Annotated in this window: 25 protein-coding genes and 1 pseudogene; 21 read left to right on the forward strand and 5 right to left on the reverse strand. The window is 39.9% G+C overall.

Translation table 11 applies throughout. The features are described 5' to 3' along the window. The first annotated feature begins 118 nt into the window (after nt 1-118). From ACRPLY_RS00005 to ACRPLY_RS00025, 5 genes are all read left to right on the forward strand, one after another. Nucleotides 119-664: a hypothetical protein gene (locus tag ACRPLY_RS00005; RefSeq protein ID WP_432231451.1), complete on the forward strand. Its 546-nt coding sequence runs from the start codon at nt 119-121 to the stop codon at nt 662-664. A gap of 139 nt (nt 665-803) precedes the next feature. Continuing rightward, nucleotides 804-1688, forward strand: coding sequence for a superoxide dismutase (locus tag ACRPLY_RS00010; protein WP_098627470.1), 885 nt, complete (start codon nt 804-806; stop codon nt 1686-1688). 160 nt (nt 1689-1848) lie between these two features. Next, the gene (locus tag ACRPLY_RS00015) at nt 1849-1983 is read left to right on the forward strand and encodes a hypothetical protein (RefSeq protein WP_255287274.1); all 135 of its coding nucleotides are present in this window, start codon (nt 1849-1851) and stop codon (nt 1981-1983) included. 330 nt (nt 1984-2313) lie between these two features. Next, complete coding sequence (locus tag ACRPLY_RS00020) at nt 2314-2871, forward strand: 3D domain-containing protein (RefSeq protein ID WP_014459735.1); 558 nt, start codon at nt 2314-2316, stop codon at nt 2869-2871. Nucleotides 2872-3151: 280 nt separating this feature from the next. After that, the gene (locus ACRPLY_RS00025) at nt 3152-4639 is read left to right on the forward strand and encodes a DHA2 family efflux MFS transporter permease subunit (protein ID WP_028413037.1); all 1488 of its coding nucleotides are present in this window, start codon (nt 3152-3154) and stop codon (nt 4637-4639) included. 36 nt (nt 4640-4675) lie between these two features. Here ACRPLY_RS00025 and ACRPLY_RS00030 read toward each other — a convergent pair whose 3' ends face one another. After that, nucleotides 4676-5356 carry a DUF421 domain-containing protein gene (locus tag ACRPLY_RS00030; RefSeq protein WP_098999542.1) on the reverse strand — a complete coding sequence of 227 codons (681 nt, stop codon included), beginning with the start codon at nt 5354-5356 and terminating at the stop codon, nt 4676-4678. 158 nt (nt 5357-5514) lie between these two features. On the opposite strand from ACRPLY_RS00030, the gene ACRPLY_RS00035 reads away from it, so the two are divergent. From ACRPLY_RS00035 to ACRPLY_RS00050, 4 genes and pseudogenes are all read left to right on the forward strand, one after another. Continuing rightward, nucleotides 5515-6159 carry a LytTR family DNA-binding domain-containing protein gene (locus tag ACRPLY_RS00035; protein WP_325077920.1) on the forward strand — a complete coding sequence of 215 codons (645 nt, stop codon included), beginning with the start codon at nt 5515-5517 and terminating at the stop codon, nt 6157-6159. Between the two features lie 131 nt (nt 6160-6290). After that, entirely contained in the window at nt 6291-7805 is a 1515-nt protein-coding gene (locus tag ACRPLY_RS00040; RefSeq protein ID WP_325077919.1) for an acetyl-CoA hydrolase/transferase family protein, read from the forward strand. A gap of 118 nt (nt 7806-7923) precedes the next feature. Beyond that, nucleotides 7924-8886 carry a quinone oxidoreductase family protein gene (locus ACRPLY_RS00045; RefSeq protein WP_116740403.1) on the forward strand — a complete coding sequence of 321 codons (963 nt, stop codon included), beginning with the start codon at nt 7924-7926 and terminating at the stop codon, nt 8884-8886. 104 nt (nt 8887-8990) lie between these two features. Beyond that, nucleotides 8991-9740, forward strand: a pseudogene (locus tag ACRPLY_RS00050) (SDR family oxidoreductase); the annotation flags it as partial. Between the two features lie 44 nt (nt 9741-9784). On the opposite strand, the gene ACRPLY_RS00055 reads toward ACRPLY_RS00050, so the two are convergent. After that, nucleotides 9785-10567 (reverse strand): SDR family oxidoreductase, encoded by a 783-nt coding sequence (locus tag ACRPLY_RS00055; RefSeq protein ID WP_014459742.1) that lies wholly within the window; start codon nt 10565-10567, stop codon nt 9785-9787. 308 nt (nt 10568-10875) lie between these two features. Here ACRPLY_RS00055 and ACRPLY_RS00060 point away from each other — a divergent pair, with 308 nt between their 5' ends. After that, complete coding sequence (locus tag ACRPLY_RS00060) at nt 10876-11073, forward strand: hypothetical protein (RefSeq protein WP_014459743.1); 198 nt, start codon at nt 10876-10878, stop codon at nt 11071-11073. Nucleotides 11074-11215: 142 nt separating this feature from the next. Beyond that, nucleotides 11216-11488: a hypothetical protein gene (locus ACRPLY_RS00065; protein ID WP_033579235.1), complete on the forward strand. Its 273-nt coding sequence runs from the start codon at nt 11216-11218 to the stop codon at nt 11486-11488. 29 nt (nt 11489-11517) lie between these two features. Here the strand turns inward: ACRPLY_RS00065 and ACRPLY_RS00070 are convergent, their stop codons facing one another. Then, nucleotides 11518-11754 (reverse strand): hypothetical protein, encoded by a 237-nt coding sequence (locus ACRPLY_RS00070; RefSeq protein ID WP_014459745.1) that lies wholly within the window; start codon nt 11752-11754, stop codon nt 11518-11520. 266 nt (nt 11755-12020) lie between these two features. Between ACRPLY_RS00070 and yjcZ the strand changes: the two genes are divergently transcribed. Beyond that, the gene (gene yjcZ / locus ACRPLY_RS00075; protein WP_013057409.1) at nt 12021-12158 is read left to right on the forward strand and encodes a sporulation protein YjcZ; all 138 of its coding nucleotides are present in this window, start codon (nt 12021-12023) and stop codon (nt 12156-12158) included. 191 nt (nt 12159-12349) lie between these two features. Here yjcZ and ACRPLY_RS00080 read toward each other — a convergent pair whose 3' ends face one another. Further along, the gene (locus ACRPLY_RS00080) at nt 12350-12550 is read right to left on the reverse strand and encodes a cold-shock protein (protein WP_013057408.1); all 201 of its coding nucleotides are present in this window, start codon (nt 12548-12550) and stop codon (nt 12350-12352) included. A gap of 282 nt (nt 12551-12832) precedes the next feature. Between ACRPLY_RS00080 and ACRPLY_RS00085 the strand changes: the two genes are divergently transcribed. From ACRPLY_RS00085 to ACRPLY_RS00095, 3 genes are all read left to right on the forward strand, one after another. Next, entirely contained in the window at nt 12833-14533 is a 1701-nt protein-coding gene (locus tag ACRPLY_RS00085) for a pyruvate oxidase (protein WP_430029710.1), read from the forward strand. A 143-nt stretch (nt 14534-14676) separates the two neighbouring features. Next, nucleotides 14677-14919, forward strand: a complete 243-nt coding sequence (locus ACRPLY_RS00090) for a hypothetical protein (protein WP_080754433.1) — start codon at nt 14677-14679, stop codon at nt 14917-14919. A gap of 187 nt (nt 14920-15106) precedes the next feature. Further along, nucleotides 15107-16540: a PLP-dependent aminotransferase family protein gene (locus ACRPLY_RS00095; RefSeq protein WP_430029713.1), complete on the forward strand. Its 1434-nt coding sequence runs from the start codon at nt 15107-15109 to the stop codon at nt 16538-16540. 204 nt (nt 16541-16744) lie between these two features. On the opposite strand, the gene ACRPLY_RS00100 is transcribed toward ACRPLY_RS00095, so the two are convergent. Then, nucleotides 16745-16945, reverse strand: coding sequence for a cold-shock protein (locus ACRPLY_RS00100; RefSeq protein ID WP_013057405.1), 201 nt, complete (start codon nt 16943-16945; stop codon nt 16745-16747). Between the two features lie 345 nt (nt 16946-17290). On the opposite strand from ACRPLY_RS00100, the gene ACRPLY_RS00105 reads away from it, so the two are divergent. The 6 genes from ACRPLY_RS00105 (at nt 17291) to ACRPLY_RS00130 (ending at nt 25995) form a co-directional block, all read left to right on the forward strand. Next, nucleotides 17291-18169 carry an NAD(P)-dependent oxidoreductase gene (locus ACRPLY_RS00105; RefSeq protein ID WP_033579232.1) on the forward strand — a complete coding sequence of 293 codons (879 nt, stop codon included), beginning with the start codon at nt 17291-17293 and terminating at the stop codon, nt 18167-18169. A gap of 23 nt (nt 18170-18192) precedes the next feature. After that, entirely contained in the window at nt 18193-18987 is a 795-nt protein-coding gene (locus ACRPLY_RS00110) for a GDSL-type esterase/lipase family protein (protein ID WP_014459749.1), read from the forward strand. A gap of 13 nt (nt 18988-19000) precedes the next feature. Beyond that, nucleotides 19001-19912, forward strand: a complete 912-nt coding sequence (locus ACRPLY_RS00115; RefSeq protein ID WP_014459750.1) for an ABC transporter ATP-binding protein — start codon at nt 19001-19003, stop codon at nt 19910-19912. Continuing rightward, nucleotides 19905-20885 carry an ABC transporter permease gene (locus ACRPLY_RS00120; protein ID WP_014459751.1) on the forward strand — a complete coding sequence of 327 codons (981 nt, stop codon included), beginning with the start codon at nt 19905-19907 and terminating at the stop codon, nt 20883-20885. The genes ACRPLY_RS00115 and ACRPLY_RS00120 overlap by 8 nt, the downstream gene beginning before the upstream one ends. A 397-nt stretch (nt 20886-21282) precedes the next feature. Beyond that, nucleotides 21283-21729, forward strand: coding sequence for a DUF6376 family protein (locus ACRPLY_RS00125; RefSeq protein ID WP_051418561.1), 447 nt, complete (start codon nt 21283-21285; stop codon nt 21727-21729). 627 nt (nt 21730-22356) lie between these two features. Further along, a complete protein-coding gene (locus ACRPLY_RS00130) occupies nt 22357-25995 on the forward strand; it encodes a multifunctional 2',3'-cyclic-nucleotide 2'-phosphodiesterase/3'-nucleotidase/5'-nucleotidase (RefSeq protein WP_432231452.1) in 3639 nt (1212 codons plus the stop codon). The last annotated feature ends 187 nt before the right edge of the window (nt 25996-26182 follow it).

Consider the following 26182-nt stretch of genomic DNA (forward strand, 5'->3'; position numbering starts at 1 on the left):
TGTGCGGTGAAAGTCGCTTGCACGGTGTGAATGGGGGGAAAAGAAAGAGATAACATCAAATTCTTACCTATCCATATCAATTATTTACTATAACGATCCTACGCTTTATTTAGGAAAGGTGTCGCTTGCGTGGGGGCAAGGGACAAGCGATCGTTTTTATTTAAAAGACATTGCGGTTTTAATTGAAAAGTTCATGAAAAAAGTACAGGTGAGTTCGTCTAATGTGCTATTTTACGGATCATCGGGCGGCGGCTTTATGTCGATGTTTTTAGCAGGGTACGTAAAAGGAGCAAAAGCGCTTGTCAACAATCCGCAGACTTGCTTGACCAAGTGGCTGAAAACGCCGGTTCGGCAAGTGTTTAATTTATCTTATCCGAACCTGACAGAAGATGAAGTGATCGCCTCATACGGTGAGAGAATCAACGTAGTGAAGTTTTTTCGCCATATTAACTATGTGCCAAAGGTGTATTACTTGCAAAATGGGGCGTTTGAATACGATATGAACAATCACTTGCTGCCGTTTTTAACGGATTTGCAGGACATGCCAGACGACTGTGAAATCAATAATATAAAAGTGGAGCTCTATTATGACCCAAAGCTGAAGCATGCAGCTGTTAGTAAGCAAGAAACGATTGATTATGTGAATATGGCGAAGAAGATATAAGAAAAAAGGCAAGAGTTTATCCTTTAAGGAGCTCTTGCTTTTTTATGTCGAATTTTCTACCTCAATAGATACAAGTAGGAAGTTATGTTGCTTTTTCTTTTGAATATGATAGTGAAGATGAGGTGTAAGGAGGGGAAGTATGGCCGATCAAGATGAGAGAAAAAGATACTTGATGGAAGTTCAGACCTGGCTTGAACAAGTATGTGATCCTGTATTTGAAGAAGCCTTTACAGAAGTAGATATAACGTCATATATCACGCGCACGCAAGAAGACGTTCTTGAATATTTAAGTGAAGAAGATGTGAACGAATATACGTTAGAAGAAATCAATAATGCGGTACGGCACATTGATAAAATCTTAAAAGAGCGGCTTGGAGACGACGGTAGGGAGAGGGAATCGATAGCTCCGGGGCAGCATGAGCTGCCGCCGCTTGGCTATAGCTATTCAGCTCTTGAACCGTATATTAACCGGGAAATTATGCGTCTTCATCACAGCAAGCATCACCAAAGCTATGTCGATGGATTAAATAAAGCAGAGCTCATGCTGCAGCAAGCCCGTAACACAAACAATTTTGACCTCATAAAACATTGGGAACGGGAAGCTTCTTTTCATGGCTCCGGTCATTACTTACACACAATCTTTTGGGAGATTATGAGTCCAGAAGGAGGAGGACGACCGAGGCGCCAGCTGCTGCAGCAGCTTCAAAAAGACTTTGGCAGCTATGAGAAGTTTATGATGCACTTTTCTCAAGCCGCTAAAAAAGTCGAAGGTGTTGGCTGGGCAATCTTAGTATGGTCGCCGCGTTCGCGAAAGCTTGAAGTTCTGCAAGCTGAGCGCCATCAGCTTCTCACGCAGTGGGATACGATTCCGCTTCTTGTATTAGACGTATGGGAACACGCATATTATTTACAGTACAAAAATGAACGTGATCCATACGTTGATAATTGGTGGAAAATCGTTTACTGGCCGAATGTAGAAAAAAGGTTTGAGGCAGCTAGAATGCTTCAGTGGCAGCCGTATTAACAAGTATTGCAGGTATTTTAATTTCAAATAAAAAGGCTATGATAAAAGCATTTTAGTTGAAGGGAAATCCGAACGATGAATTGAGATTCTTGATGGAGAATCCAACGCGTTCGGATTTTTTATTGTTATGGCGGTTGATATATGTATACGCTTCTAGCAGTTGATTGGAGAGCAAGACGAAGACTCCTGTAGAAATAGTGGAATAGATGAGACCCCGCAGGAGCGCAAGCGACGTGGAGGCTCATCGGCCATCCGCGGAAAGCGAAGTCTTGCACGGAAATCAACTGCGGTGTAAAAAGTGATTTATATTAAGATCCTTTAACGCATTTATTAATTTTAAATAAACTATGTTCTAAATAACCAATTTAAAATAAAGTATAAGCCTCTAGAACCAGTTAAATGTTACAAATGAAATAATCTAATATAAATGTGTGTAAAAGCACCGTTATATGCCTAAATATGTATGTTTTTAAAATGTTAAGGTGATTAATTTACTAGTTTAAAAGGAAGAATATTTATTTTTACTGTAACTAAACTATCAAACTATTGACATGTTACTGAAATATAACTGTAATATTCATGTGTTATTTTTTATGTATTGGTAGATAAAGGGGAAATCAATTACATGAAAAAGACAATGATTACGTTCAGTTTAGTTCTAATGTCACTGTTCGGTGTGGCAAGTGGTGCATCAGCTGCAACAAATACATATACAGTAAAAAGCGGAGATTCGCTATACAAAATTGCAAAGACATACAAAGTATCGGTTAGTCAGCTGAAACAGTGGAATAACTTAAAGTCAGACAGCATTCATCCGAAACAAGTATTAAAAGTATCACAAGTAAAATCAAGCACGCCTGCTAAAGCAGCGCCTGCGAAGTCTTCAAACGTTGTGAAAGAATTTAAAGTAACAGCAACAGCGTACACAGCGAACTGCAAAGGCTGCAGCGGAAAAACGGCGATTGGAATCGATTTGAAAAAGAATCCAAATCAAAAAGTGATTTCTGTCGATCCAAAAGTGATTAAGCTTGGTTCAAAAGTATACGTAGAAGGTTATGGCACGGCAATCGCAGCTGATACAGGCGGTGCGATTAAAGGAAATAAAATTGATGTTCTTCTTCCTTCTCAAAAAGAAGCGTTAAAATGGGGAAGAAAAACAGTGAAAGTTCAAATCTTAAAATAAGTATTCCTTAAAGAAATGAGAGCCTTCGTTGAAAGGCTCTCATTTTTTTCTTCATTAAAGGGCATCCTACTTTATATATACTGATGGAAAAGTTTTACGAAAATGATCATATTTGTTGACAAATATTTCGGAAACGGATATATTTATCCGGTATATAATTAAGTTCATTAAATATTCGTGACATAAATTAATAGAATGAACACATAAACTATATTCTTAACCTGTTTGTCATCTGAAGATTTACATACAGATAATTTTAAAAGGGAAAGGTCTTGTTAAAATGAATACACAAACACAACAGTCCGATCAAGCCCGAACTCGGTCTATTTTTGGCGTAATGATAATGGGAGCGCTCGTCGCTTTTTTAAATCAAACGCTGATTAACATTGCGCTTCCGCAAATGATGGATCATTTCCATGTAACGGCGGCTACGGGGAACTGGTTAACAACTATCTTTATGTTAGTAAACGGAATTGTTATTCCAATTACAGCATTTTTAATGAATCGATTTACGACAAGGCAGCTGTATATTACAGCAATGGGTCTGTTTACAGTAGGAACACTCCTTTGCGGTATCGCACCGACATTTTCTGTTATTTTAGTGGGACGCGTCGTGCAAGCAGCAGGAGCAGGAATTTTATTTCCGTTAATTACAAACGTTATTTTTACGTTATTCCCGCCTGACCGACGCGGTTTTGCGATGGGGATTTTTGGAGTAGCGATGAACTTCGCACCGGCAGTAGGTCCGACGCTTTCTGGTTTAATCGTTGAGCACTACTCATGGCGCGTTTTATTTTTTATGATGTTTCCAATTGCACTTATTAACGTAATTGCGGCAATTATTTTAGTGAAAAACGTTACGGAAACAAGCCGACCTAAGCTAGACGTGCTTGGCGTTATTTTATCAACAATTGGATTTGGCGGCTTACTGTATGCGTTCGCTACGGGCGGTACAAAGGGGTGGACCAGCACCGAAGTGTTAGCCATGTTTATTGTAGGCGGTATTTCGATTCTGTTCTTTATTTTCCGTCAGTTAAAAATTGATCAGCCGCTTCTTGAATTCCGTATTTTCCGTTACCGCATGTTCACGCTGACAACAATTATTAACGTAATTGTGACGATGGCAATGTTTTCAGGTATGATTTTAATGCCGATTTATATGCAAAACGTACGCGGCTTTTCACCGTTTCTTTCAGGCTTGCTGTTACTGCCAGGGGGAATTGTAATGGGGATTATGTCTCCTATTACAGGAAGACTGTTTGATAAGTTCGGCGCAAGATGGCTTGCTGTTATTGGTTTAGCGATTACCGTTGTGACAACATATGAATTAACAAAACTTGAAACAACCACAACATTTATGTATGTGATGATTGTCTATACTGTTCGTATGTTTGGGATGTCACTGCTCATGATGCCGATCTTTACAGCAGGATTAAATGAGCTTGCGCTTAGTCTAAATAAATACGGCACGGCAATGGTTAATACGCTTCGAATGGTTGCTGGAGCTGTAGGAATGGCGTTCTTTGTATCCATTATGATGAATCAAGGTGAAAAACACGTGAAAAACATCGTAACGAATCAGCAAATTTTGCCGACAGATAAAGGCAGTATGGCTGAAGCTGTGAATCAAGGTACAGCAATGGGTATTAACGATGCGTTTATGATCGCAACGATTTTAAGTGTAATCGCGTTTGTTTTAGCCTTCTTTATTCGTAAAACATCACCAAAAGAAGATACCATTACAAATCGTGTGAAAAAAGCAAGCTAATAAAAAATCCGTGCCTTAATATGGTACGGATTTTTTTTATGAGTTAAATTTGTCTTTTTTATAGTCAATATAAAGCGATCCGTCCGACTGAACCTCAGCGTAAAAGACGTCATCAATTGATTTGACTCCCGCTTTTTCGAGCTGCTTATGCAGCCAATTATTATCTACATGCAGGTCCTTCAACGCATCTTCATTCGCTTTTCCATCGTAAATAACGCCGGTTGAAGTGGGAAATAAAAGCGTTTTTGACCATGAGTTCGGCTTTTTATCTTGTTTTTGCATAACGGAAAGGTTTCCGTTGATTTCTAATATGGCGTATTCTACATCTTTTATGGAAAATACGTTTTGCTGCCTCAGCATGCCTAAAAGAGATTCAATATCTAGCCGCACTTGTTTTAATGCCTTTTCCATCACTTTCCCTTGCTTAATTACAATTTTAGGCTCACCGGTAATAAGATGCCGCGCTTTTTTCGATTTCATTCCAATATAGCCCATAGCGATCGTTAAAAATGTCCAACCTAGCAGTGAATAAACCCCTTTATCAATCTCCACTCGCTCATCGGTGGAGAGGGAAGAAGCGATATTACCAATCGTAATTGCCGTAATAAATGTAAATACATTTAACTGGCTAATTTCTGTTTTCCCCATGAGCCGCGTTAAAAGAAGCAGCACAAAAAATGAACAGGCGATTCGAAACGTCGATTCAGCATAGCCCATACATTTCACCCTTCCTTCATTTCATTGTTTTATGTTGTGAAAAAATAGAAATTTTATGCAGTTAAAAGGATAAATTCCATGCTTGTCTCCCAATCGCTTTTGCTTTTGCGCTACAATAAAGAAGCAACGTGTTTAACTAGACAAAAGAAGGTGAAACCATGAAACCATTTAAAGCCTCAGCCCTACTAGATGTTATCAGTGAATTGTTCTCCGATGAAGCGTCGATTGCCGTTTCAGATCTAGAAACGTACGTGTATTACCGAGCAAGCAAACGAATTAATTTGAAAATCAGCCCTGGAGATCAAATAAAAAAAGGAACGATTACATATAAAGCATTAGAACAAAAGCAAAAAGTATCGGAATTTATTCACCGAGACGTGTTCGGCACACCTTACTACGGCATGGCCGTGCCTTTTTTAGATGAAGGAGATGTTCAAGGATGCGTAACGGCGATTTTTCCTGTGTTAACGAGCGGAAAGTCAGTTGTGACGTTAAAGGTGAACGAAGGATGGATACCGGTTCCTTTCTCAAAAATCATCTACGTAGAAGCGCGTGACCGAAAAACCTATGTGTACGCACAGAAGTATACGGGTACGCATAAATACACGTTAAATGAATTTGATTATGTGCTTCCAAAAGAAGAGTTTGTGCGCTGTCATCGTTCCTTTATCGTCAATGTGACACAAATTCAAGAAATTTACCCTGATACACATTCGACTTTTTTATTAGTGATGAACAATGGAGAAAAAATTCCGGTCAGTCAGTCGTACGCCAGTTATTTTCGAAAGCTGCTTGGGTTTTAACCGTCATTTAGCTTCATTATCATCAAATATGCTGTTTTGTCGCTATTTTTGTCCATTTCATTCCAAAAACTCTTGTGGACGCTTTCTTTACAGTAAAATGGTAAAAAGAGCAAAAACAAGGAGTGAACAGAATGGAAAACGTACGTAATCGAATTAAGCATGAAGCATTACAGAATCGCGTTGTCTCTGCTGAAGAAGCAGCGTCTTGGATTCAAGATGGAATGACGCTTGGTCTAAGCGGTTTTACACGCGCGGGCGATGTCAAAGCTGTGCCGTTTGCGCTAGCGAAACGAGCGGAAACTGAGGCAATAAAAGTCAGCGTGTATACCGGTGCTTCACTTGGGTCAGATGTGGATAAGCTATTTGCAGAAAAAGGCATGTTAAACAAACGCCTGCCGTTTCAAGCGGATCCGACGATGCGTAAAAAAATTAATGAAGGTGAATTTCAGTTTATTGACCAGCATTTATCGCATACTTCTGAATGGGTGCGTTCAGGCGTGTTAGATTCAATAGATTTCGCTATTTTGGAAGCGGTTTCTATCACAGATGACGGAATGATGATTCCAACAACGTCAATCGGCAATTCAATGGTGTTTGCCGAGCATGCAAAATCAATTATTATTGAAATAAACACAGCGCAGCCAGAGCTGTTAGAAGGTATTCACGATCTGTATGATCCGGGCGCTCAAGGAAAGCGAGATGCAATTCCTTTGAAAAAATCCGATGATCGTATTGGTTCGTTAGGCATACCAATTGATTTAGATAAAGTAAAGGGTATTGTGTTTACAAATCAGCTAGATTCACCGTCTACAATTGTAGCACCTGACGAAGAAACGGTTGTGATGGCTCAAAATTTGATTTCATTTTTACGCCAAGAAATTAAAGAAGGGCGATTAACTGAATCGCTTGCTCCTTTACAATCTGGAATTGGATCCGTGGCAAATGCCGTTTTCCACGGTTTGTTAGATTCTGAGTTTCATGATTTAGAAGTATATTCCGAAGTATTGCAGGACGCCGTGTTTGATTTATTTGACGCAGGAAAAGTTACGTTTGCTTCCTGCTGCTCAATTACGCTTTCAGCAGATAAAATGAAACAAGTTTTCTCGAATCTTGAAGCCTATCGAGGTAAACTTATTCTTCGTCCGCAGGAAATTTCCAACCATCCCGAGATCATTCGTCGTTTAGGGCTGATTTCAATTAATACCGCGCTAGAACTAGATATTTACGGAAACGTCAATTCCACACATGTGATGGGAACAAAAATGATGAACGGAATCGGAGGCTCAGGAGATTTTGCCCGAAATGCGCGCCTTGGTATTTTTGTAACAAAATCCATTGCTAAAAACGGGGATATTTCAAGCATAGTGCCGTTTGTTTCGCACGTTGATCATACGGAACACGATGTGGATGTCATTGTAACAGAGCAAGGGTACGCAGACTTACGCGGACTCGCTCCAAGAGAACGAGCAAAACGAATCATTGAAAATTGTGCACATCCAATGTACCGCGACCAGCTTATGGCGTATTACGAAGAAGCGCTCACGCGAGGCGGCCAAACACCGCACGTTCTTGAAAAAGCCTTTTCTTTTCATACGTCTTATCAAAAAAATGGAACGATGAGAGAAGTTGTAGGGCAAACAAAGTAAATGAACGCTTTGTCTCATGAGGAGACAAAGCGTTTTTTGCTGAGTAAGAAACTTGTGTTTGTTATCTCTTTGAATTACGATGAAAGGGAATACATAAAGAAAACGAGGTAACTTATATATGAAAGCATTAGTATTTGAAAGATTTGGAGGACCTGACGTTCTTCACTATCAAGATATACCGAATCCCTCTATTGGACCAACAGATGTACTAGTAAGAACAAAAGCAATTGGACTTAATTTTGCGGATGTGTACCGAAGAAAAGGGAACTACCATTTAACGGGTACACCTCCGTATATTTTAGGATATGAAGGAGCAGGTGTGGTAGAAGAAGTAGGAGCAGAAGTAAGTCACGTTAACGTAGGAGACCGCATTGCGTTTGCTGACGTTCCTTTTGCAAATGCAGAGCTTGTTGCCGTGCCACAGGATAAAATAATTGCTGTACCTGACGATATTTCGTTTGATGCAGCTGCTTCTGTGCTTTTGCAAGGGTTAACGGCCCACTATTTAACACAAGACAGCTACAGCATTCAGCCGGGCGATTATGTACTTGTTCACGCAGCTGCTGGAGGTGTAGGGCAGCTTTTAGTTCAAATTGCCAAGCTATTAGGCGGACAGGTTATTGGCTTAACGTCATCTTCTGAAAAAGCAAAAGCAGCGGCTCGAGCAGGGGCTGACTATGTCTTTTTATACGAAGATAACTGGGTAGAACAAGTGAAAGAAGTAACGAAACGAGGCGCAGACGTTGCCTACGAATCTGTAGGGGTTACGCTAGAAAAAAGCTTTGAAGCCGTAAAAACAGGCGGAACCGTGGTGTTTTACGGAATGGCAGGAGGCGATCCGGCCCCGGTCGACCCACGTATGCTGATGGATACCTCTAAAACGCTTACAGGCGGAGATCTGTGGAACGTGCTTGTATCTTATGAAGAACGCAAAGTACGCTCACAGCAGCTGTTTGAGTGGATCAGTAAAGGTCAGCTTGTGCTAACCGATCCTGTGGTATTTGACTTAAAAGACGGAGCGAAAGCACATGAGCTTCTTGAAAGCCGAAAAAGTACAGGTAAAATTTTGTTAAGACCGTAAAAGAAAAGCCCTTTCGTCAAGGGCTTTTTTCCGTTAGTAAAGGAGAAATCAAGAAGCTGTCTAATATATATAGTAGAGAAGTAGAGTAAAAGAGGTGAAGGTCGATGAAACATGCATTAATTACAGCAGGTCATAAAGGTATCGGCAAAAAAGTAACAGAACAGTTTCTAAAAAAGCAGTATTCCGTTACCGTCCATTTTCGCAGTGATAAAAATAAAGTGCGAGAACTGCAAGAAGAATGGCATCAATATAGTGATAACGTACAGTTTATAGAAGGAGACATAACAAATAAAGAAGATATTGAACATGTCGTTGCGCAGGCTATGGAGCGGTTTGGACGTATTGATGTTTTAATTAATAATGCAGGTCCGTATGTATTTGAAAGAAAGAAATTAATAGAGTACACAGACAGTGAATGGTATGAAATGGTGGAAGGGAATTTAAGCTCTGTTTTTCACTTTGTCAAAGCTGTTGTTCCTATTATGAAAAAACAGCAGTTTGGACGGATTATTACATACGGCTTTCAAGATGTAGAGCATACCCCTGGATGGATGTACCGCGCGGCTTTTAGTGCCGCTAAGTCAGGGCTAGCTTCTCTGACCAAATCGCTTGCTCTAGAAGTAGCGGAATACGGGATTACGGCCAATATGGTCTGCCCCGGAGATATTGTAGGAGACATGAAAGAAAGTGATATTATAAAAGCAAGATTACTAGAAGACAAAGCAACGCCTGTCGGTCGATCAGGGACAGGAGAAGACATTGCGCGTATTATTGAGTTTCTTTGTGATGAAAACTCAGATATGATTACAGGCAGTATTATATCCGCTTCGGGTGGAGTAGACGTTGTTCATAAAAGCAAAAAAACAAGCCCCTGGCAGATAATGCAGGGGCTTGTACGTTACAGCAGCGATTCTCCGCCATCAATAAACATTTCACTTCCGGTAATATGTTTGGACGCGTCAGAAGCTAAAAAGGAAATTAAATCTGCTACTTCTTCAGGCTTAGCCGAGCGTTTAGCAAGCGGTTGATTGCCATTTGGATATTCAATTGGAATCGCGACTTCTTTTAATTTGTCTTCTTGACGGAATGTATTGCTTTCAATATTTGTATCAACTGCTCCTGGACAAATGACGTTAACCCGTATTCCGTATGTAGAAAGTTCAAGAGCTGCCATTTTGCCGAAGGCCATTTGGCCAGCCTTTGAGGAACTGTATGCGCTCATGCCGATGTTTGAAAATGTACGGTTGCCATTAATGGAGCTAGTAATAATAACGCTTCCTCCCTGAGCTTTTAAATAAGGAATAGAATGCTTCACGGTTAAAAAAGTACTCGTTAAATTTGTATCAATTGTTTTTGTCCAATCTTCTGGTGATAGTTCTTCAATAGAAGAAAACGTACCGTTGATGCCTGCGTTAATAGAAACAATATGTAATTGACTCCATAAGCTGCTAATCGTTTCGATACTTTCTTTTATACTTTCAGAGTCAGATACGTCTGTTTTAATGGCTATACACTCTCCGCCGCTCGCCATGATGGTCTCTTTTACTTCGTGTAGTTTTTCTTCCTCTAAGTCTAAAAGAGCAACGCGCGCTCCTTGTTCAGCTAAGGTAATGGCTGAAGCCCGTCCAATTCCAGATGCCGCTCCCGTCACAAGCGCAACTTTTCCAGTTAATGCAATCATTTGTAACCCCTCCATATAAAAATGTTGTTTCCTTTCTTTAACCTATAAGAAGGAAATAAAAACCTCTTTTAAACTATTTGTGTTTAAATTTGCTAAAAGATGCCAAAAGGAAAAGAGAAAACAGCGGCGAATTATTAATATGACGCCAGAACACGAAAAAGGCTAATCTCAAATAGGCTTACTTGAGTAGCTAAAGATATACTCTGTCTTTTCAGAAGAATGTTTATATAAAATTTTACATCAGAGGGACTTGCAAATCGTTCCTTGAAAGCTTACACTAGTAAAGCACAGAAAAAGGACGGTGTTTTATGAAGAAGAAAGATAATGTGATTCCATTCCCGCAAAGAAGGGAAGCAGCTGCTTATGTTCCCGCTTCTATTAGCTTAGATAAGGATATTGTGGAGTTTTTAGAAATTATGAATTTTGAAGATCGAAATGATTTTTTAAATGAAATGATTGATTCATTTTTTAAATATGTAAAAGGTGAAGAAGACGAAGTAAGATAAAAGGTAACGTAAAGACATCCAAAGAGATGTTTTTTATTTTGTGACCGATTGCTTAAAATGCATGCTTAAGCCTCGTATAGTTATTTATGGTATAGTATACATTAGATACTATCTAGCAGGTGCAAATGCGAGGAGTGATAAGATGAGTGGATTTAAAAAAGACATTCGTGCCGGATCTGAAGAACCACACTCACTAGAACAATTAAAGCATGAAATGGAGCAAAGCCTGTGGAATTTAAGAAAAGATTTGCGAAATGAAAATCGTTCGGAAACGGAAATGGAAATGATTAAAATTTCGCTGCTGTCACTATTTGAGGAGCAGGCCAATAATTTGAGCAAAACGGAGCTCTCTGATTACCTTGCGGACTATCACAAAAGAGTCGAGCAATTATTCGACAGGTATAGCTATAAATAAGACAAGCATCCTTGTGGGGATGCTTGTTTTTATTTGAGCAAAATTCGCTTGTATTCGCTGCGTTTCAGAGGTTTGGATACATATCCGTCAGCTTCTAGCTGATAAATAATGGTGGCAGCTGCATACACGCTAAAGGCATGATCAAGACCAAAGTAGTCTTGCAAGGCGGCGACGCTCACTTCCTCTTGAAAGATTTTACTGCGGTTCGATAAGACAATAGGGTAGACGTTTTTAACGATTTGCTTTGAAATTTCGAGTGTTAACATATTGAATCCCTCCTGTGTGAGTGTACATAACTAAAGGTATTCAGCGCATTGTACATTCATGAAAAAGGGAGCGATTACATTTTTAAAAGATAAAGAAAAGAGGAGTAAATGCCCATAAAATCAGATATTTTATCACTTTGTGGAACTTGTTTGAGAAGCTCAGTATTTTAGTGTATGACAAACATTTTCAAAAGTTCTATGGAATTATTAGGAGCAATTTAACTAAATCCACATATCTTAAAGTATAGCAAATGGAGGTGAAACACATGGGATACTACGGAGGTTACGGATACGGTTGTGGTTATGGCGGCGGTGGCTGCGGCGGCGGTTTCGCTTTAATCATTGTACTTTTCATCTTATTAATCATCATCGGCGCTTCTTGCTTCGGCGGCGGCTGGTGCTAATTATTAAAAAATGAGGACGATGCAACATCCACACTTTATTTCTTCAACTATTTCTTCCACAAAAGGTCTCTTCGGAATGAAGAGACTCTTTTAGTTTACTATTTATAATAACGTGTACAAACTACATGTTAAAAAAATTTATGCGTAGCTCTACATAAAAAAAAGACTCTGTAATCAGAGTCTTTTTCTACTTATGCTTTTTGAACGTTAGCAGCTTGAGGTCCGCGTTGACCTTCTTCAACGTCGAATGTTACAGCTTGACCTTCGTCTAAAGATTTGAATCCTTCGCTTTGGATTGCTGAGAAATGTACGAATACATCGTCGCCGTTTTCGCGCTCGATAAATCCGAAACCTTTTTCTGCGTTAAACCATTTTACTGTACCTTTTTCCATGAATGTTGCCTCCTCGTGTGCTATGCACACATTGTATTACTATCCTTGCTCATGATCAAAATCTTTAAGACGAAAGTATTCACCTATCGATTGTTGCCGAACAAAAATAATTCTTCTTATAGAATAGCAAAAGATAATGATAATTGCAAGGAGTGAAGAAAATTTAACGAAGATGTTGCCTTCATTTAACGAAAGAAAACGAAAATTATACGACTGAAAATAAGTAAGAAAGAGCGTATCAGGTCACACTATCTCTATATATAAGAAGAAAGGGGTAGTCATATGTTTAAACAAAAAGCTGGAGAAAAACTGATTGAACTGCTAATTGAATGGGGCGTTGATCATATTTACGGCATGCCGGGAGACTCCATTAACTCAATTATTGAACCGCTTCGCAAAGCCCAAGATAAAATTAAGTTTATTCAAGTGAGGCATGAAGAAGCAGGAGCTCTCGCAGCGGCTGCATATGCAAAGCTAACGGGGAAAATTGGAGTATGCACGGCTATTGCCGGACCGGGAGCAATTCATTTACTAAATGGTTTATATGATGCCAAATTAGACAAAGCGCCCGTTTTAGCACTTACAGGGCAAGTAGAGTCAGATCTCATCGGCAGCGATGCGTTTCAAGAAATTAATTTAGAGAGAATGTTCGATGACGTGGCTGTATATAACCAGCGAGTCATGTCCGCTGAGCAGCTTCCGACTGTTGTCAATCAAGCGATTCGAACAGCTTATGCTAAAAAAGGTGTGGCTGTGTTAACCATTCCCGATGATATTCCTCGTTTTGAAGTTGGATCAGAAGCACGAGAAACATCAAGCATCATTGTCAAGCAAGACATTTTCCCCCATAGAGAAGATCTTGAAAAAGCAAAAGATTTGATTGGTAAAGCGGAAAGTCCGGTTATCCTAGCCGGTCGAGGCACACATGAAATGAGAGAAGAGCTGCTTGCATTTGCAGAAAAAATCGCAGCACCGATTGTCCTTACGCTTCCTGGAAAAGGCGCAATACCGGATGAGCATCCATATTGCCTTGGAGGACTTGGATTAATCGGGACAAAGCCAGCGTATGAAGCGATGCAAGAAGCGGATACGCTCATCATGATTGGGACGTCCTATCCGTTTACAGGCTTTTTGCCAGACCATGCAAAAACGATTCATATTGATATTGATCCTGCACAAATTGGCAAACGATATCCTGTAGATGCAGGGCTTGCAGGAGAAGCGAAAGCAACGGTTCAGTGGTTTTTAGAAAACGTTGGCCGCTCAGAGCATCGTCAGTTTTTAGAGCAAAGTCAAGAACGTATGAAAAAGTGGTGGAATCAGCTTGATACCCAAGAAGCCAAAGAAAGTGTACCTATCAAGCCTCAGCGAGTGATTCGAGCGCTTCAGCACGTAGCGGATGACAACGCGGTCTTGTCTGTAGATGTAGGAAACGTCACAGTATGGATGGCGCGCCATTTTCGGATGACAAATCAGCAGTTTGTGATTTCAAGCTGGTTAGCCACTCTCGGATGCGGGCTGCCGGGCGGAATTGCTGGAAAAGTTGCTTATCCCGAGAAGCAGGTGTTTGCGGTGTGTGGAGACGGCGGCTTTGCGATGACAATGGCTGACTTTATTACAGCTGTTAAATACAATCTTCCGCTAGTCGTAGTGCTATTTAATAATCATAAAATTGGCATGATTAAATTTGAACAAGAAGTAATGGGAAATGCTGAATTTGGGACAGATTTAACAAACCCGAATTTTGCTAGGTATGCAGATATCTGCGGAGGTGTTGGCTACCGAGTAGAAAAGGAAGACGAGCTGTTGCCGGCTTTTGAAAGTGCAGTTAGACAGAATAAACCGTGTATTATCGATGTAATCGTTGATGCAAACGAAGCGCCTATGCCAGCAAAAATAACGCTTGGGCAAGCAACAGGGTATGCCAAGCACATGGTGAAAGAATTGTTTCAAGAAGGCAAGCTAGATTTACCGCCTTTATAAAAAAATAGGCTGTGACGAAAGTAATTTAGTTGAAGAAAGATCCGAACGATGAATCGAGATTCTTGATGGAGAATCAACTTCGTTTGGGTTTTTTTTATTGGCATGGTGAATGTAGTTTTCATGTATTTCGTTGCTTCTAGCAGTTGATTGGAGAGCAAGGCGAAGACTCCTGCGGGAAAAGCGGAATAGGTGAGACCCCGCAGGAGCGTATGCGACGAGGAGGCTCACCGGCCGCCCGCGGAAAGCGAAGTCTTGCACGGAAATCAAATGTGGTGTACCAAGCAACCCATATGAGCTCATGTATCCCATTTGTTCGTCTTCAGATTGGACTGGTGTGGTTATGTCTCAATCTCTTTTTCATGGTGAAATTCATTCAATATGATTAACTATAAAATTATTATGTAAACTAAAATACCTAAAAATGAAAAATAGCTACTATTATAATTTTTGATAAAGTGGATGAGCAAAAAAACACCGAATTGGATGGTCTTTTTTTATAAAACTGCTTTAAGATAAGAGAGATAAAGGATAAACTACTAATTAAGAAAGTTTAAATGTAAGGACTGACGCCGCATGAACTGGAGACCAGATCGCGCTAGCAAAAAAGCGATTTATAAACAAATTGCAGAATATATTGAAAGCTGTATTTCATCGGGAGCTTTTCCACCGGATTCTATGCTGCCATCAGAACGAACGCTTGCCGCTGAGCTCAACGTGAACAGAAGCACGGTAGTAGCTGCTTATGAAGAGCTGCAGGCACTTGGAATCGTAGAACGTAAAAAAGGAAGCGGCACGCGAGTGAGTTCGAGCATCTGGGGAATTTCCCGAAAACGTATTCCAAACTGGGGGAGATATGTAGAAGACGGTTCATTTTTGCCTAATTTACCGCTCGTACAGCGAATCAGAAGCGAGGCTTTGCGAACAGATTTTGTGAACTTAGCCAGCGGAGAGTTAGCTCCTAGCTTATTTCCAAGCGAAGATTTTCAGCAAATATTAGCGGGCATGCCTTTTAATGAACATTTAGGCTATGATCATCCCCACGGCAATGAACGTTTGCGCGATGCTATTGCTACTCATGTTTATGAGTACCGGAAAATCTCCACTGACTCCAATTCTATTCTAATTACATCAGGTGCACAGCAAGCACTTCATTTGATTGTGCAGTGTTTGTTAAAGCCAGGGGATGCAGTAGCGATTGAAGATCCATCCTATAGCTATTCACTGCCGCTCTTTCAATCAGCAGGTCTACGAACGTTTTTACTGCCTGTAGATAAAAATGGAGCCAACCCGGACGACTTAGTAGAATTACATAAAAAGCATCGCATTCGAATGATTTTTTTAAATCCGTACTATCAAAACCCGACCGGTATTGTGTTATCAGAAGCGCGTCGAAAGCGGTTTTTAGAGCTTTCTTCAGAATACGGCATTCCGCTTATTGAAGATGATCCTTATTCACTCACGGCATTTGACGGAAATGTACATCAAACGCTGAAATCGATGGACGAGAACGGAAATGTCCTCTATATCAGCTCGCTTTCTAAAATTGTTGCATCAGGCCTTCGAATTGGATGGATAGTGGGGCCGGAGCAAGTAATTCAGCGCCTGGCAGACGCTAAGCAGCAAATTGATTTTGGTCACAGCATCTTTCCGCAGTGGATTGCTTATCAATTCTTAGATTCTCCTACGTTTTCTTCTCATATTGAAAAGCTTAGACAAGAGCTCAAAAAGCAAGAGTATGCCCTGTCGTCGAGTCTGAACGAATTGCTTGGATCAAAAGTATCTTTCGATTCGCCTCAAGGCGGGATTCACTTATGGTGCAAAGTGAATCAGCCGGTCGATGACTATCGTCTATTGGAAGAATCGCTTAAAAAAGGAGTGGCCTTTGTCCCAGGAAGCGTGCTGAGTTCTCAAAGCGGAGCTATTCGCTTTACGTTTGGCAGAGGGGAAGAAGAGGTTATTCGAGAAGGAATTAAACGATTTGCGAGCGCCCTAGAGAGTCTGGAATAGCTATAAACATAGCTAAACGTGCCGGATGAAAGTTTTATTTTATTATTTCGTATAGATTGTTATGATCTTGTGCTATACTAAGAGTACCATTAACTTTACTTCTGTATTTGTACCGACTGGCCCTGTTGAAAAACAGGGCTTTTTTATGTTTGTACACAAAAAAACAGATCCTTTAAAGGATCTGTTTCTGATATGTTGTGTTTCTTATGCTTTTTGAACGTTAGCAGCTTGAGGTCCGCGTTGACCTTGTTCTACGTCAAATGTTACAGCTTGACCTTCGTCTAAAGATTTGAAGCCTTCGCTTTGGATTGCTGAGAAGTGTACGAATACATCGTCTCCACCTTCGCGCTCGATGAATCCAAAACCTTTTTCTGCGTTAAACCATTTTACTTTACCTTGTTCCATAATTGTTGCCTCCTCGTGCGGACTCGCACATTGTGGTACTATTCTTGCTCAAATCTAAAGACGAAAAGTGACAATACTCATACATCCCCACCGAACAAAAATAATTCTCTTATATCTTAGCAGAAATTTCCTATGCTTGCAAGCGCTTTATTTAAAAACTATCCGTATTTTTTTGACAAGTTTTTCATAAGACACGTCTAAAAAATGTCACATTTTGAACATTTTAGAAAGGCTATTCTTTGTATTCGCTTTTACTGTAGTTATATAATAATGAAAATATGGTTTTTCTAAAGGTAGAAAACAAGTATAAATGTACATACTGAGCGCTGAAATGGAGTGGTAAAGATGAAAGTGGGTTTAATTGGTTTAGGAAATATGGGATTACCGATGGCGGAAAATATGATAAAAGCGGGTCATGAACTTGTGATTTATAACCGAACTGCTTCAAAGGCGGAAAGTCTTGTGAAAAAAGGAGCAAAGGTTGTAGAGACACCTGCCCAAGCAGCACAAGAAGCGAATCTTGTCTTTACGATTCTTTCCAATGACGAGGCTTTAGAAGAAGTAACGATGTCACAAGACGGTATACTTGCAGGCCTCCAAGAAGGCGGTATTCACGTTTCTGTGAGTACTATTAGCGTAGATTTGTCCGAAAAATTAACAAGCGCACATGCTGCATCAGGACAGCATTTTGTTGCAGCGACCGTTTTAGGGCGCCCCGACGCAGCAGCTGCTGCGGCTCTCAAAGTAATAGTTGCAGGTAATAAAGAAGCAAGAGAGCACGTTTGGCCGCTGTTTGAAGCGATTGGTCAAACTATTTTTACTGTAGGAGACGAGCCTTACTTATCAAATGTAGCTAAGCTTGGCAATAATTTTTTACTAGTATCGATGTTAGAAGCTGTTTCTGAAGCAGTAGTCATGGTAGAGCAGTACGGGATGCAAGCGGAGCAGTTTCTTGAAGTGGTTAACAGCTTATTTGCATCTCCTGTGTATAAAAATTACGGCAATTTAATTGCTAAAAGAGACTTTGATCCAGCCGGATTTAAGCTGGAGCTTGGATTAAAAGATGTAAACTTGGCTATTGATGCAGCCAAAAAAGTGTCCGCGCCGCTTCCGTTAGGAGAGCTTGTGAAAGGTCACTATGAACAAGGGGTCGAAAATGGCTGGGGTCATTTAGACTGGTCGGCGTTACTAAAAACAGTTGAAGCTCTAAAAAAAGATAACTAAAAAGACGAAAAGGAGTGCAGCCAGTGAAAGCGAAAGGAAAGTGGGTATGGATCGTATCCTTTATTTCAATTATTTCGTGTCTGCTGTTTGCAGCAGGGCTTGGAATGTCTATTTATGATTATGTTAGCGCCTCAAAAGCTACTGTAAAAGAAATGCCAAAGCCGAAGCAAGAAACAAGCAGCAGTAACAAAAGCACCAAAAATTATACGATTGTTGCTTTAGGAGATTCACTGACAAGAGGAACAGGAGACGCAGCGGGGAAAGGATACGTTGGGTATTTAAAAGATAATCTTGAAGAAAAAACGAAGAAAAAAATCCTCTTAAGTAACTTTGGAATAAAAGGTCAAACGTCTTCGCAGCTGGCAAGTCAAGTAAAGCAGCAGCAAATTCAGCGGCAGATTAAGTCTGCAGATACCGTGTTGATTACGATTGGTGGAAATGACTTATTTCAAGGTGGACAAACGCTGCAAAACTTAAATAAAAACAATATTCAAAAGCTAGAAAATGACTATTTAAAAAACGTAGACAGCATCTTAAAAAGCATCCGTTCGGCAAATAAAGACGCAACGATTTTTTTAATTGGTTTATATAATCCGTTTAGTAACCTGCAGGATGCAGAAACGACAACGGCTATTGTACGGGAATGGAATTATAAAAGCAGTGAATTAAGCGCTAATTATAAGCAAACTGTTTTTGTTCCGACCTTTGATTTGTTTCAGTTAAAGGTAGATGACTACTTATATACTGATAAGTTTCATCCGAATGCAAAAGGCTACAAGCTGATCGCAGAACGTGTAGCATCGCTTATTACGTGGTAAGGGAGGGAATGATATGAGTGAAGTAACACTTTCCGTAAAAGGACTGAGAAAAGTAATAGGAAAACGTGAAATCATCAAAAATATTGATTTTGAATTAAAAAGAGGCGAAGTGTTCGGTTTTTTAGGACCCAATGGAGCCGGTAAAACGACAACGATTCGAATGCTTGTTGGCTTGATTCGCCCGACGGCTGGTTCCATTTCTATCTGTGGATACAGCGTATCAAAGCAGTTTACAAAAGCGATGGAGCATATCGGCTGTATTGTTGAAAATCCTGAGCTGTATCCATACTTAAGCGGCTGGGAAAATCTGCAGCATTTTTCACGTATGATTCCTTCTATGACGGAAGAACGCATTCATGAAGTTGTGGCATTAGTTGGCTTGCAAGAGCGCATCCACGACTTAGTTCGCACGTATTCGTTAGGCATGAGGCAGCGTTTAGGAATTGCGCAAGCGCTTCTCGGAAAACCAAAAGTGCTCATTTTAGATGAGCCAACGAACGGACTCGACCCATCTGGGATTCGGGATATGCGTAAATTTATTCGCTTTTTAGCTGAAAGTGAAGGTCTAAGCGTCTTAGTATCGAGTCATTTGCTGAGCGAGATTCAGCTGATGTGTGACCGAGTAGCGATTATTGCAAAAGGAGAAGTTATTCACACAGAATCGGTGAAGACCCTGTTAACTCAGCAGGAGCGCTTACTGTGGAAGCTAGATCCGCAGCCAGCGGGAATAGACGTCTTAAAACAAGTGACGGACTTTGTGCAAGTGCAGGGAGAATATGTCACGACGTTTTATGAGGAAGCTGAAGTGGGAGAGTGGAACAAACAGCTCATTCAAGCAGGAGTAACGGTAAAAGAAATGAACCGAAAGCTTCCGACTCTTGAAGATTTATTTATCGAAATGACAGGAGGCGAATCGATTGATTAGTTTGGTTCAAAATGAAATGATCAAGCTCGTTCGAAAAAAGCGCCTGTTAATCGTTACCCTTATTATGGGCGTTTTGATTTCCATGTTCACCTATGCTCAGCTTCGCGAAACGCAGCGCCTTCAAGAAAAGCTAGGAACGACCGATTGGCGCAGTACGCTGCAGCAAGAAATTATCGATACGCAAAACCGGCTGAGCGGAAGCCAAATTTCAGATGATTGGCGCAAGCAGCTTGAAATTCGCGTGGCGCAGCAGCAGTATTACTTAGATAACGATATTAATCCTTCGGAACCAGGAGCCCCAACGTTTGTGCGAGGGTTCATTGAAAACGCCATTCAGCTTTTGCTGCCGCTAATGATTATGATTATTGCAGCGGATTTAGTGTCTTCAGAATACAGCTTGGGATCCATCAAGGTACTGTTGACGAGGCCTGTGAAACGGTGGAAAATCCTGCTTAGTAAATACATCACGCTCGTCATGTCCGTCTCGTTTTTAATTTTAATGTTTGGCGTTTTGTCGTATCTCATTTCTGGCGTTGTATTTGGATTTAAAGGCTGGACAGCGCCTATTCTTACGGGATTTAGCGTGCAGGGCAATGATTTGAATACAGCGGACGTTCATTTAATTTCGCAGTGGAGATATATTTTAATGGAATTTGGCCTTGCTTGGTTTGTATCACTGGTGGTTGGGACGCTTGCTTTTATGCTGTCCGTTTTAATTAAAAGTACGGCTGCTGGCATGGGGGTGATGCTTGCTTGTTTGATTGCAGGTACGATTTTAAGCAGTATGGTTTCTTCGTGGAATTCAGCTAAATACTTGTTTATGGTCAATTTAAATTTAACTTCTTACCTGCAAGGCACAGCTCCTCCGACTGAAGGAATGACACTAGGATTTTCCTTAGGTGTTTTAACCATCTGGGGACTTGCCGGGCTGCTCGTGTCGTTTCTGGTATTTACCAAAAAAGATGTGTATTAATTCCATATAAGTTGACGATAATCAGGAACATACGTTATGATTGTGTTAACAAAAAATGCTGTTTTGCTCAAAGGGGAGTAGCTCTTGCAGTAAAGTCGTCATTTCGAGATTATTATCTCCGGCTTTATTGACAATGCAAATTGTTAGCGAGACCTTTGCCAATGTTGCCATTGGTAAAGGTCTGGATACAAACACCTTTACCACATATGGTAAAGGTGTTTTTTGTTATTTCAAAAGAAGAGAGGAGCTTAAAAATGTCAAAACTATCGAGACTGTTAAAAAGCCCCGCTGTAAAAAAAGGAATAAAAAAAGCTGTACCGATTATTATGAAAGAGTTAAAGAAACGAAAATCGAAAAGAAGATAGCAGAAAAGAAAATAAGAAAGGTTGAGTGCTAAGTGAAAAAGTGGATGCTGGTCATGTCAACTGCTGTTCTCTTTATGGTCGGCGGCTGTTCTTTTCTTGAAGATACAAGCAGTACGTTGAACTACGCAAACAATGCGAAAGATTACGTGAGTGAAGCTCAAAAGTTTGCTGAAGAAATACCGCCTCTAGCGGAAAAAGCTGTTAATGACGATGAGGCAATAAAAAAGCTCGAGCAAAAGCTGCAGGAAATGAAAGGGAAAGCCGAAGAATTTAATCAAACCAAAGCTCCTGACATCGCTTCTGATGTGCACGATCAGCTTGTTCAGCAAAACGAAAAAATCATTAGTGGAATTGAAGCGTATGAAGCCAATATAAAGGATGGCAGCTTCAATCCAGAAGCGCTAAAAAACAGTGAATTGTTTCAATCAATTCAAGATGTATCAAGTATTATGAAACAAATTAAAGAATTAGGTCAGTAAAAAAACAAACCTGGGACAAAAGTGTGCTAATTGAAGAAAATCCGAACGATGAATCACGATTCTTGATGGAGAATCAACTTCGTTCGGATTTTTTTATTTGTAGGATGAACGTAGGTTTCATGTGTATAGATGCTTTAGATTGGATTGATATAGTAGGTATGCCTTATAATTCAATCTCGTTTCCATGTTATAAATGTAAAATTATATAAATATATCTATTTATTAGAAGACAAAACCTTCTCTTTCTTTTTTATATCTACGAAATTTTGTTAGAAGCTGTGACAAACTTAATGTCTGCTTTTCATATCCTATGTATAGTACATATATACACACCGCTTGAAATAAATTTTTTTTGAATGAAAAGAGAACGTAGGAACGTTGATGTATTAGGTAATAAGACTCATTTAAAAAGGAGGGTTCATCCAATTAATAAAAACTATAGTCCTTTGTTTTAAAGAGAGAAACTAAAAAAAATTTTTCGGTTTACAAAAAGTTAATAAAACGCATACAAATGGTTTACTAAAAAATCAAAAAATTTACATCCTTTATAAATCTTTTCTGCTATACTATTTTTGAACAGTTGCTAGATTTATAGCGATGATAACTTACTTGAAAGGTGAATGGTAGATGAAAAAGAACAAACGCAGCAAAACGAAGAAAATACTAACTACATCACTGGCACTTTCTTTATTATCAATGCCGCTTCTAACTACACAGGCAGGAGCAGAAGAACGTCACCCTGGACAAAGCTCACAGCAAAGTAAGCATCAAGGCCACAATAAAAAAGATGCGCTTGTGAATATACGCCTGATGGAAACAACTGATGTTCATACGAATCTATTAAACTATGATTATTTCAAAGACGCCCCTTATGAAAAAGTAGGTTTAGCTAAAACCGCTACCTTAATCAAAAATGCTCGAAAAGAAGTAAAAAACAGCTTATTAGTAGATAACGGAGACCTCATTCAAGGAACGCCTCTAGGCACGTATAAAGCCAAGATTAACCCGCTGAAAAAAGGTGAAGTTCATCCTGTATTTAAAGCCATGAATCAGCTGGATTACGATATTGCAACACTTGGAAATCATGAGTTCAACTATGGATTAGACTTCTTAACAGAAGCGTATAACGACGCGAACTTTCCTTACATAAATGCCAATGTTTACGTTGATGATCATGACAACAACCCGAAAAACGACAAAAATAAATTTACGCCGTATAAAATTATGAATAAAAAAGTCGTCGATGAAAATGGAAAGAAACGAACGATTAAAGTTGGTTTCATTGGCTTTGTGCCTCCTCAAATTAACGATTGGGATAAAGCAAACCTTGATGGAAAAGTCATTACAAAAGGCATTGTGGAAACAGCCAACAAGTACATTCCAGAAATGAAGAAAAAAGGCGCGGACGTAGTTGTCGCGATGGCTCACTCCGGGTTTAGCAGCAACAAGCAAAACACGGAAGATGTCATTTACTCATTAAGTGAAGTAAAAGGCATTGATGCTATTACGTTTTCGCATACGCATAAAGTCTTCCCTGCTAAAACGGAAGCTTCGCTAGACGGTTTGTTCCTTGGAGCAGATAAAAAGCCTCTTCCTGGCGTTGATAATGCAAAAGGAACAATCAACGGCGTTCCGGCTGTCCAAGCAGGTTACGGCGGAGGGTCACTTGGCTTAATTGACTTAACGTTAAAAGAAGAAAAAGGAAAATGGAAAGTAGTAAACTCTCAATCGTCCACGCGTGAAACGTATAAAGACGTAAAAGATGCGTCAGGGAAAACGGTTACGCAAAGTACGGTAGAACCGGATAAAGGTGTTGTTAAAGCAGTTCAAAAAGATCACGATACAACGGTTAAATATGTGAACACACCCATCGGTAAAACGACGGATGATATTCACAGCTATTTTTCTCTTGTGAAAGATGATCCCTCTATTCAAGTTGTAACAAATGCACAAAAAGACTACGTGGAAAAATACGTTTCTCAAAACAAGCCGGAATATAAAGACCTTCCGATTTTATCAGTGGGAGCCCCTTTTAAAGCAGGAAGAAACGGCGTTGATGAATATACGGAAATTAAAAAAGGTGACTTAACGATTCGAAGCGCAGGCGACCTGTATCTATATGACAACACGTTAAAAGCGGTCAAAGTAAAGGGTTCTGTGGTAAAAGACTGGATTGATATGTCTGCCGGTAAGTTTAATCAAATTACACCGAACAAAACAGAAGAGCAGGAATTATTAAACCCAAGCTTCCCTGTTTATAATTTTGACGTCATTGACGGCGTTCAATACCAAATCGACGTGACAAAACCAGCAAAATACGATGTGAATGGAAACGTGATTCACGCAGATTCAAGCCGAGTTGTTAACTTAACGTATAACGGTAAACCAGTTGACCCGAATCAAGAGTTTATCGTTGTGACAAATAACTACCGAGCTGGCGGAGGCGGAAACTTCCCTGGTCTAAAAGGAAGCGAGCTTGTGGTGGATTCAGCGGATGAAAACCGTCAAATTCTAATGGACTACATCACCGAACAAAAAGAAATTACGCCGACAGCTGATGATAACTGGTCCATTGCACCAATTAAAGGAACGGCTAACGTGACGTTCACAAGCTCACCGCGCGGAGAAAGCTATTTAACTGAAGGAAGTAACATTACGTATACAAATAAAACGGACGACAAAGGATTCGGCATTTACAAAATTAATTTAAACGGCGAATCAAAAGATAATACAAAGATTCAGCTGTTAGGCATGAACGACCTTCACGGTCAGCTCGATACAGATACAAAAATCAATTCAAATGGCCAATCGCTGTTAGCTGGAAATATGAAATATACAGCAGCAGCTATTCGTAAACAAGAAGCTGAAAATCCGAATACGCTTTTAGTTCATGCAGGAGACATGATTGGCGGAAGTCCGCTAGTTTCAGCGCTGTTTCAAGACGAGCCAACGGTTGAAGTGATGGAATCGCTTGGATTTGATGTAGGGACGCTTGGAAACCATGAGTTTGATGAAGGTATTGCTGAGCTTCACCGTATGATTGAAGGCGGAGACCATCCAAAAGGAACAAAAGGATACGACGGCATGAATTTCCCAGTAGTAGCGGCAAATGCTTATGATACGTCAACGAATAAATTAATTACAGAACCTTATGCGATAAAAGAAGTAGGCGGCAAGAAAATCGGCTTCATCGGCGTTGTAACACAAGAAACGCCAAGCATGATTGTTCGTAAAGGAAATGAAAACTTAAAAATTACGGACGAAGCAGAAGCAATTGATAAATATACGGCAGAGCTGAAAAATAAGGGTATTAAAGCAATCGTTGTACTTGCTCATAATCCATCTAATCAAAATGGAACGTCTACCGAGTTTGATGCAGCAGATATCGCTAAAAAAGTTGACGATGAAGTTGACGTGATCTTTTCAGCTCACAATCACGTATACAACAACAAAGTAGTAGATAACAAACTAATCGTTCAAGCTTATTCATACGGCTCAGCGTTTTCTGACGTAGACGTTGAAATTGATAACACGGGTGACATCGTGAAAAAAGATGCAAAAATTGTGACCGTATACCAAAAAGACTATACGCCAGATCCTGAAGTTTCAAGCATTATGAAAAAGTACGAAGATTTAGCAGCGCCTATTAAAGCACAAGTGGTTGGGAATTCATCTACAGATTTGGCAAAAGGCTATCCTTCTAGCGGAGCAACAGGTGATATCGCGCTTGGAAACTTAATTGCTGACGGTATGAAAGCAGAAATGAACGCTGACTTTGCGTTAATGAATGGCGGAGGCGTTCGTTCACAGCTTGATGCAGGTGACGTGACATACGGTGATTTGTTTGCGATTCAGCCGTTTGGCAACGTCTTAAATAAAGTAAAGCTAAGAGGAGCGGATTTAGAAACGGTGTTAAATAATCAAATTACATCATCTGGACTAGATTTCCATATTGCAGGCTTTAACTATACGTGGGATGGAAGCACAAATAAAGTAGTCGATATTACGCTACCAGATGGAAGTAAAATCGACAAAGAAAAAGAATATACGGTAGTAGTGAATAACTACATGTACGGAAATGAAAAGTATGGTATTGGTGCACTTTCGTCAGATATGGAAGTGGGACCAGAAGATTTACAAGCAACGGTAAACTATATTAAAACACTTCAGAGCCCGTTTGAATACAAAGCTGAAGGCCGTATTCAAAACGTGGCAGCTGCTAAAACAGCTGAACAGCAAGAACCGACTTTAAAAATAGCTCAATAAGCCAAAAAAGGCTGTCTCATAACTCGGATTTCCGGTTTAGAGACAGCCTTTTTTTAATAGTTTAACTTAAATTTTAAACTCTCAGTCAATGAATTTACGTTATAAAACATAGCTTAATTTTTGAAACAATCACCAAATTGTGGTATTCTCTCCATAAGAAGACTTACGTAAACGTTAAAAATAGTAT

It is taken from the genome of Priestia sp. TGN 0903, from assembly GCF_050846855.1.
Classification (GTDB): domain Bacteria; phylum Bacillota; class Bacilli; order Bacillales; family Bacillaceae_H; genus Priestia; species Priestia zanthoxyli.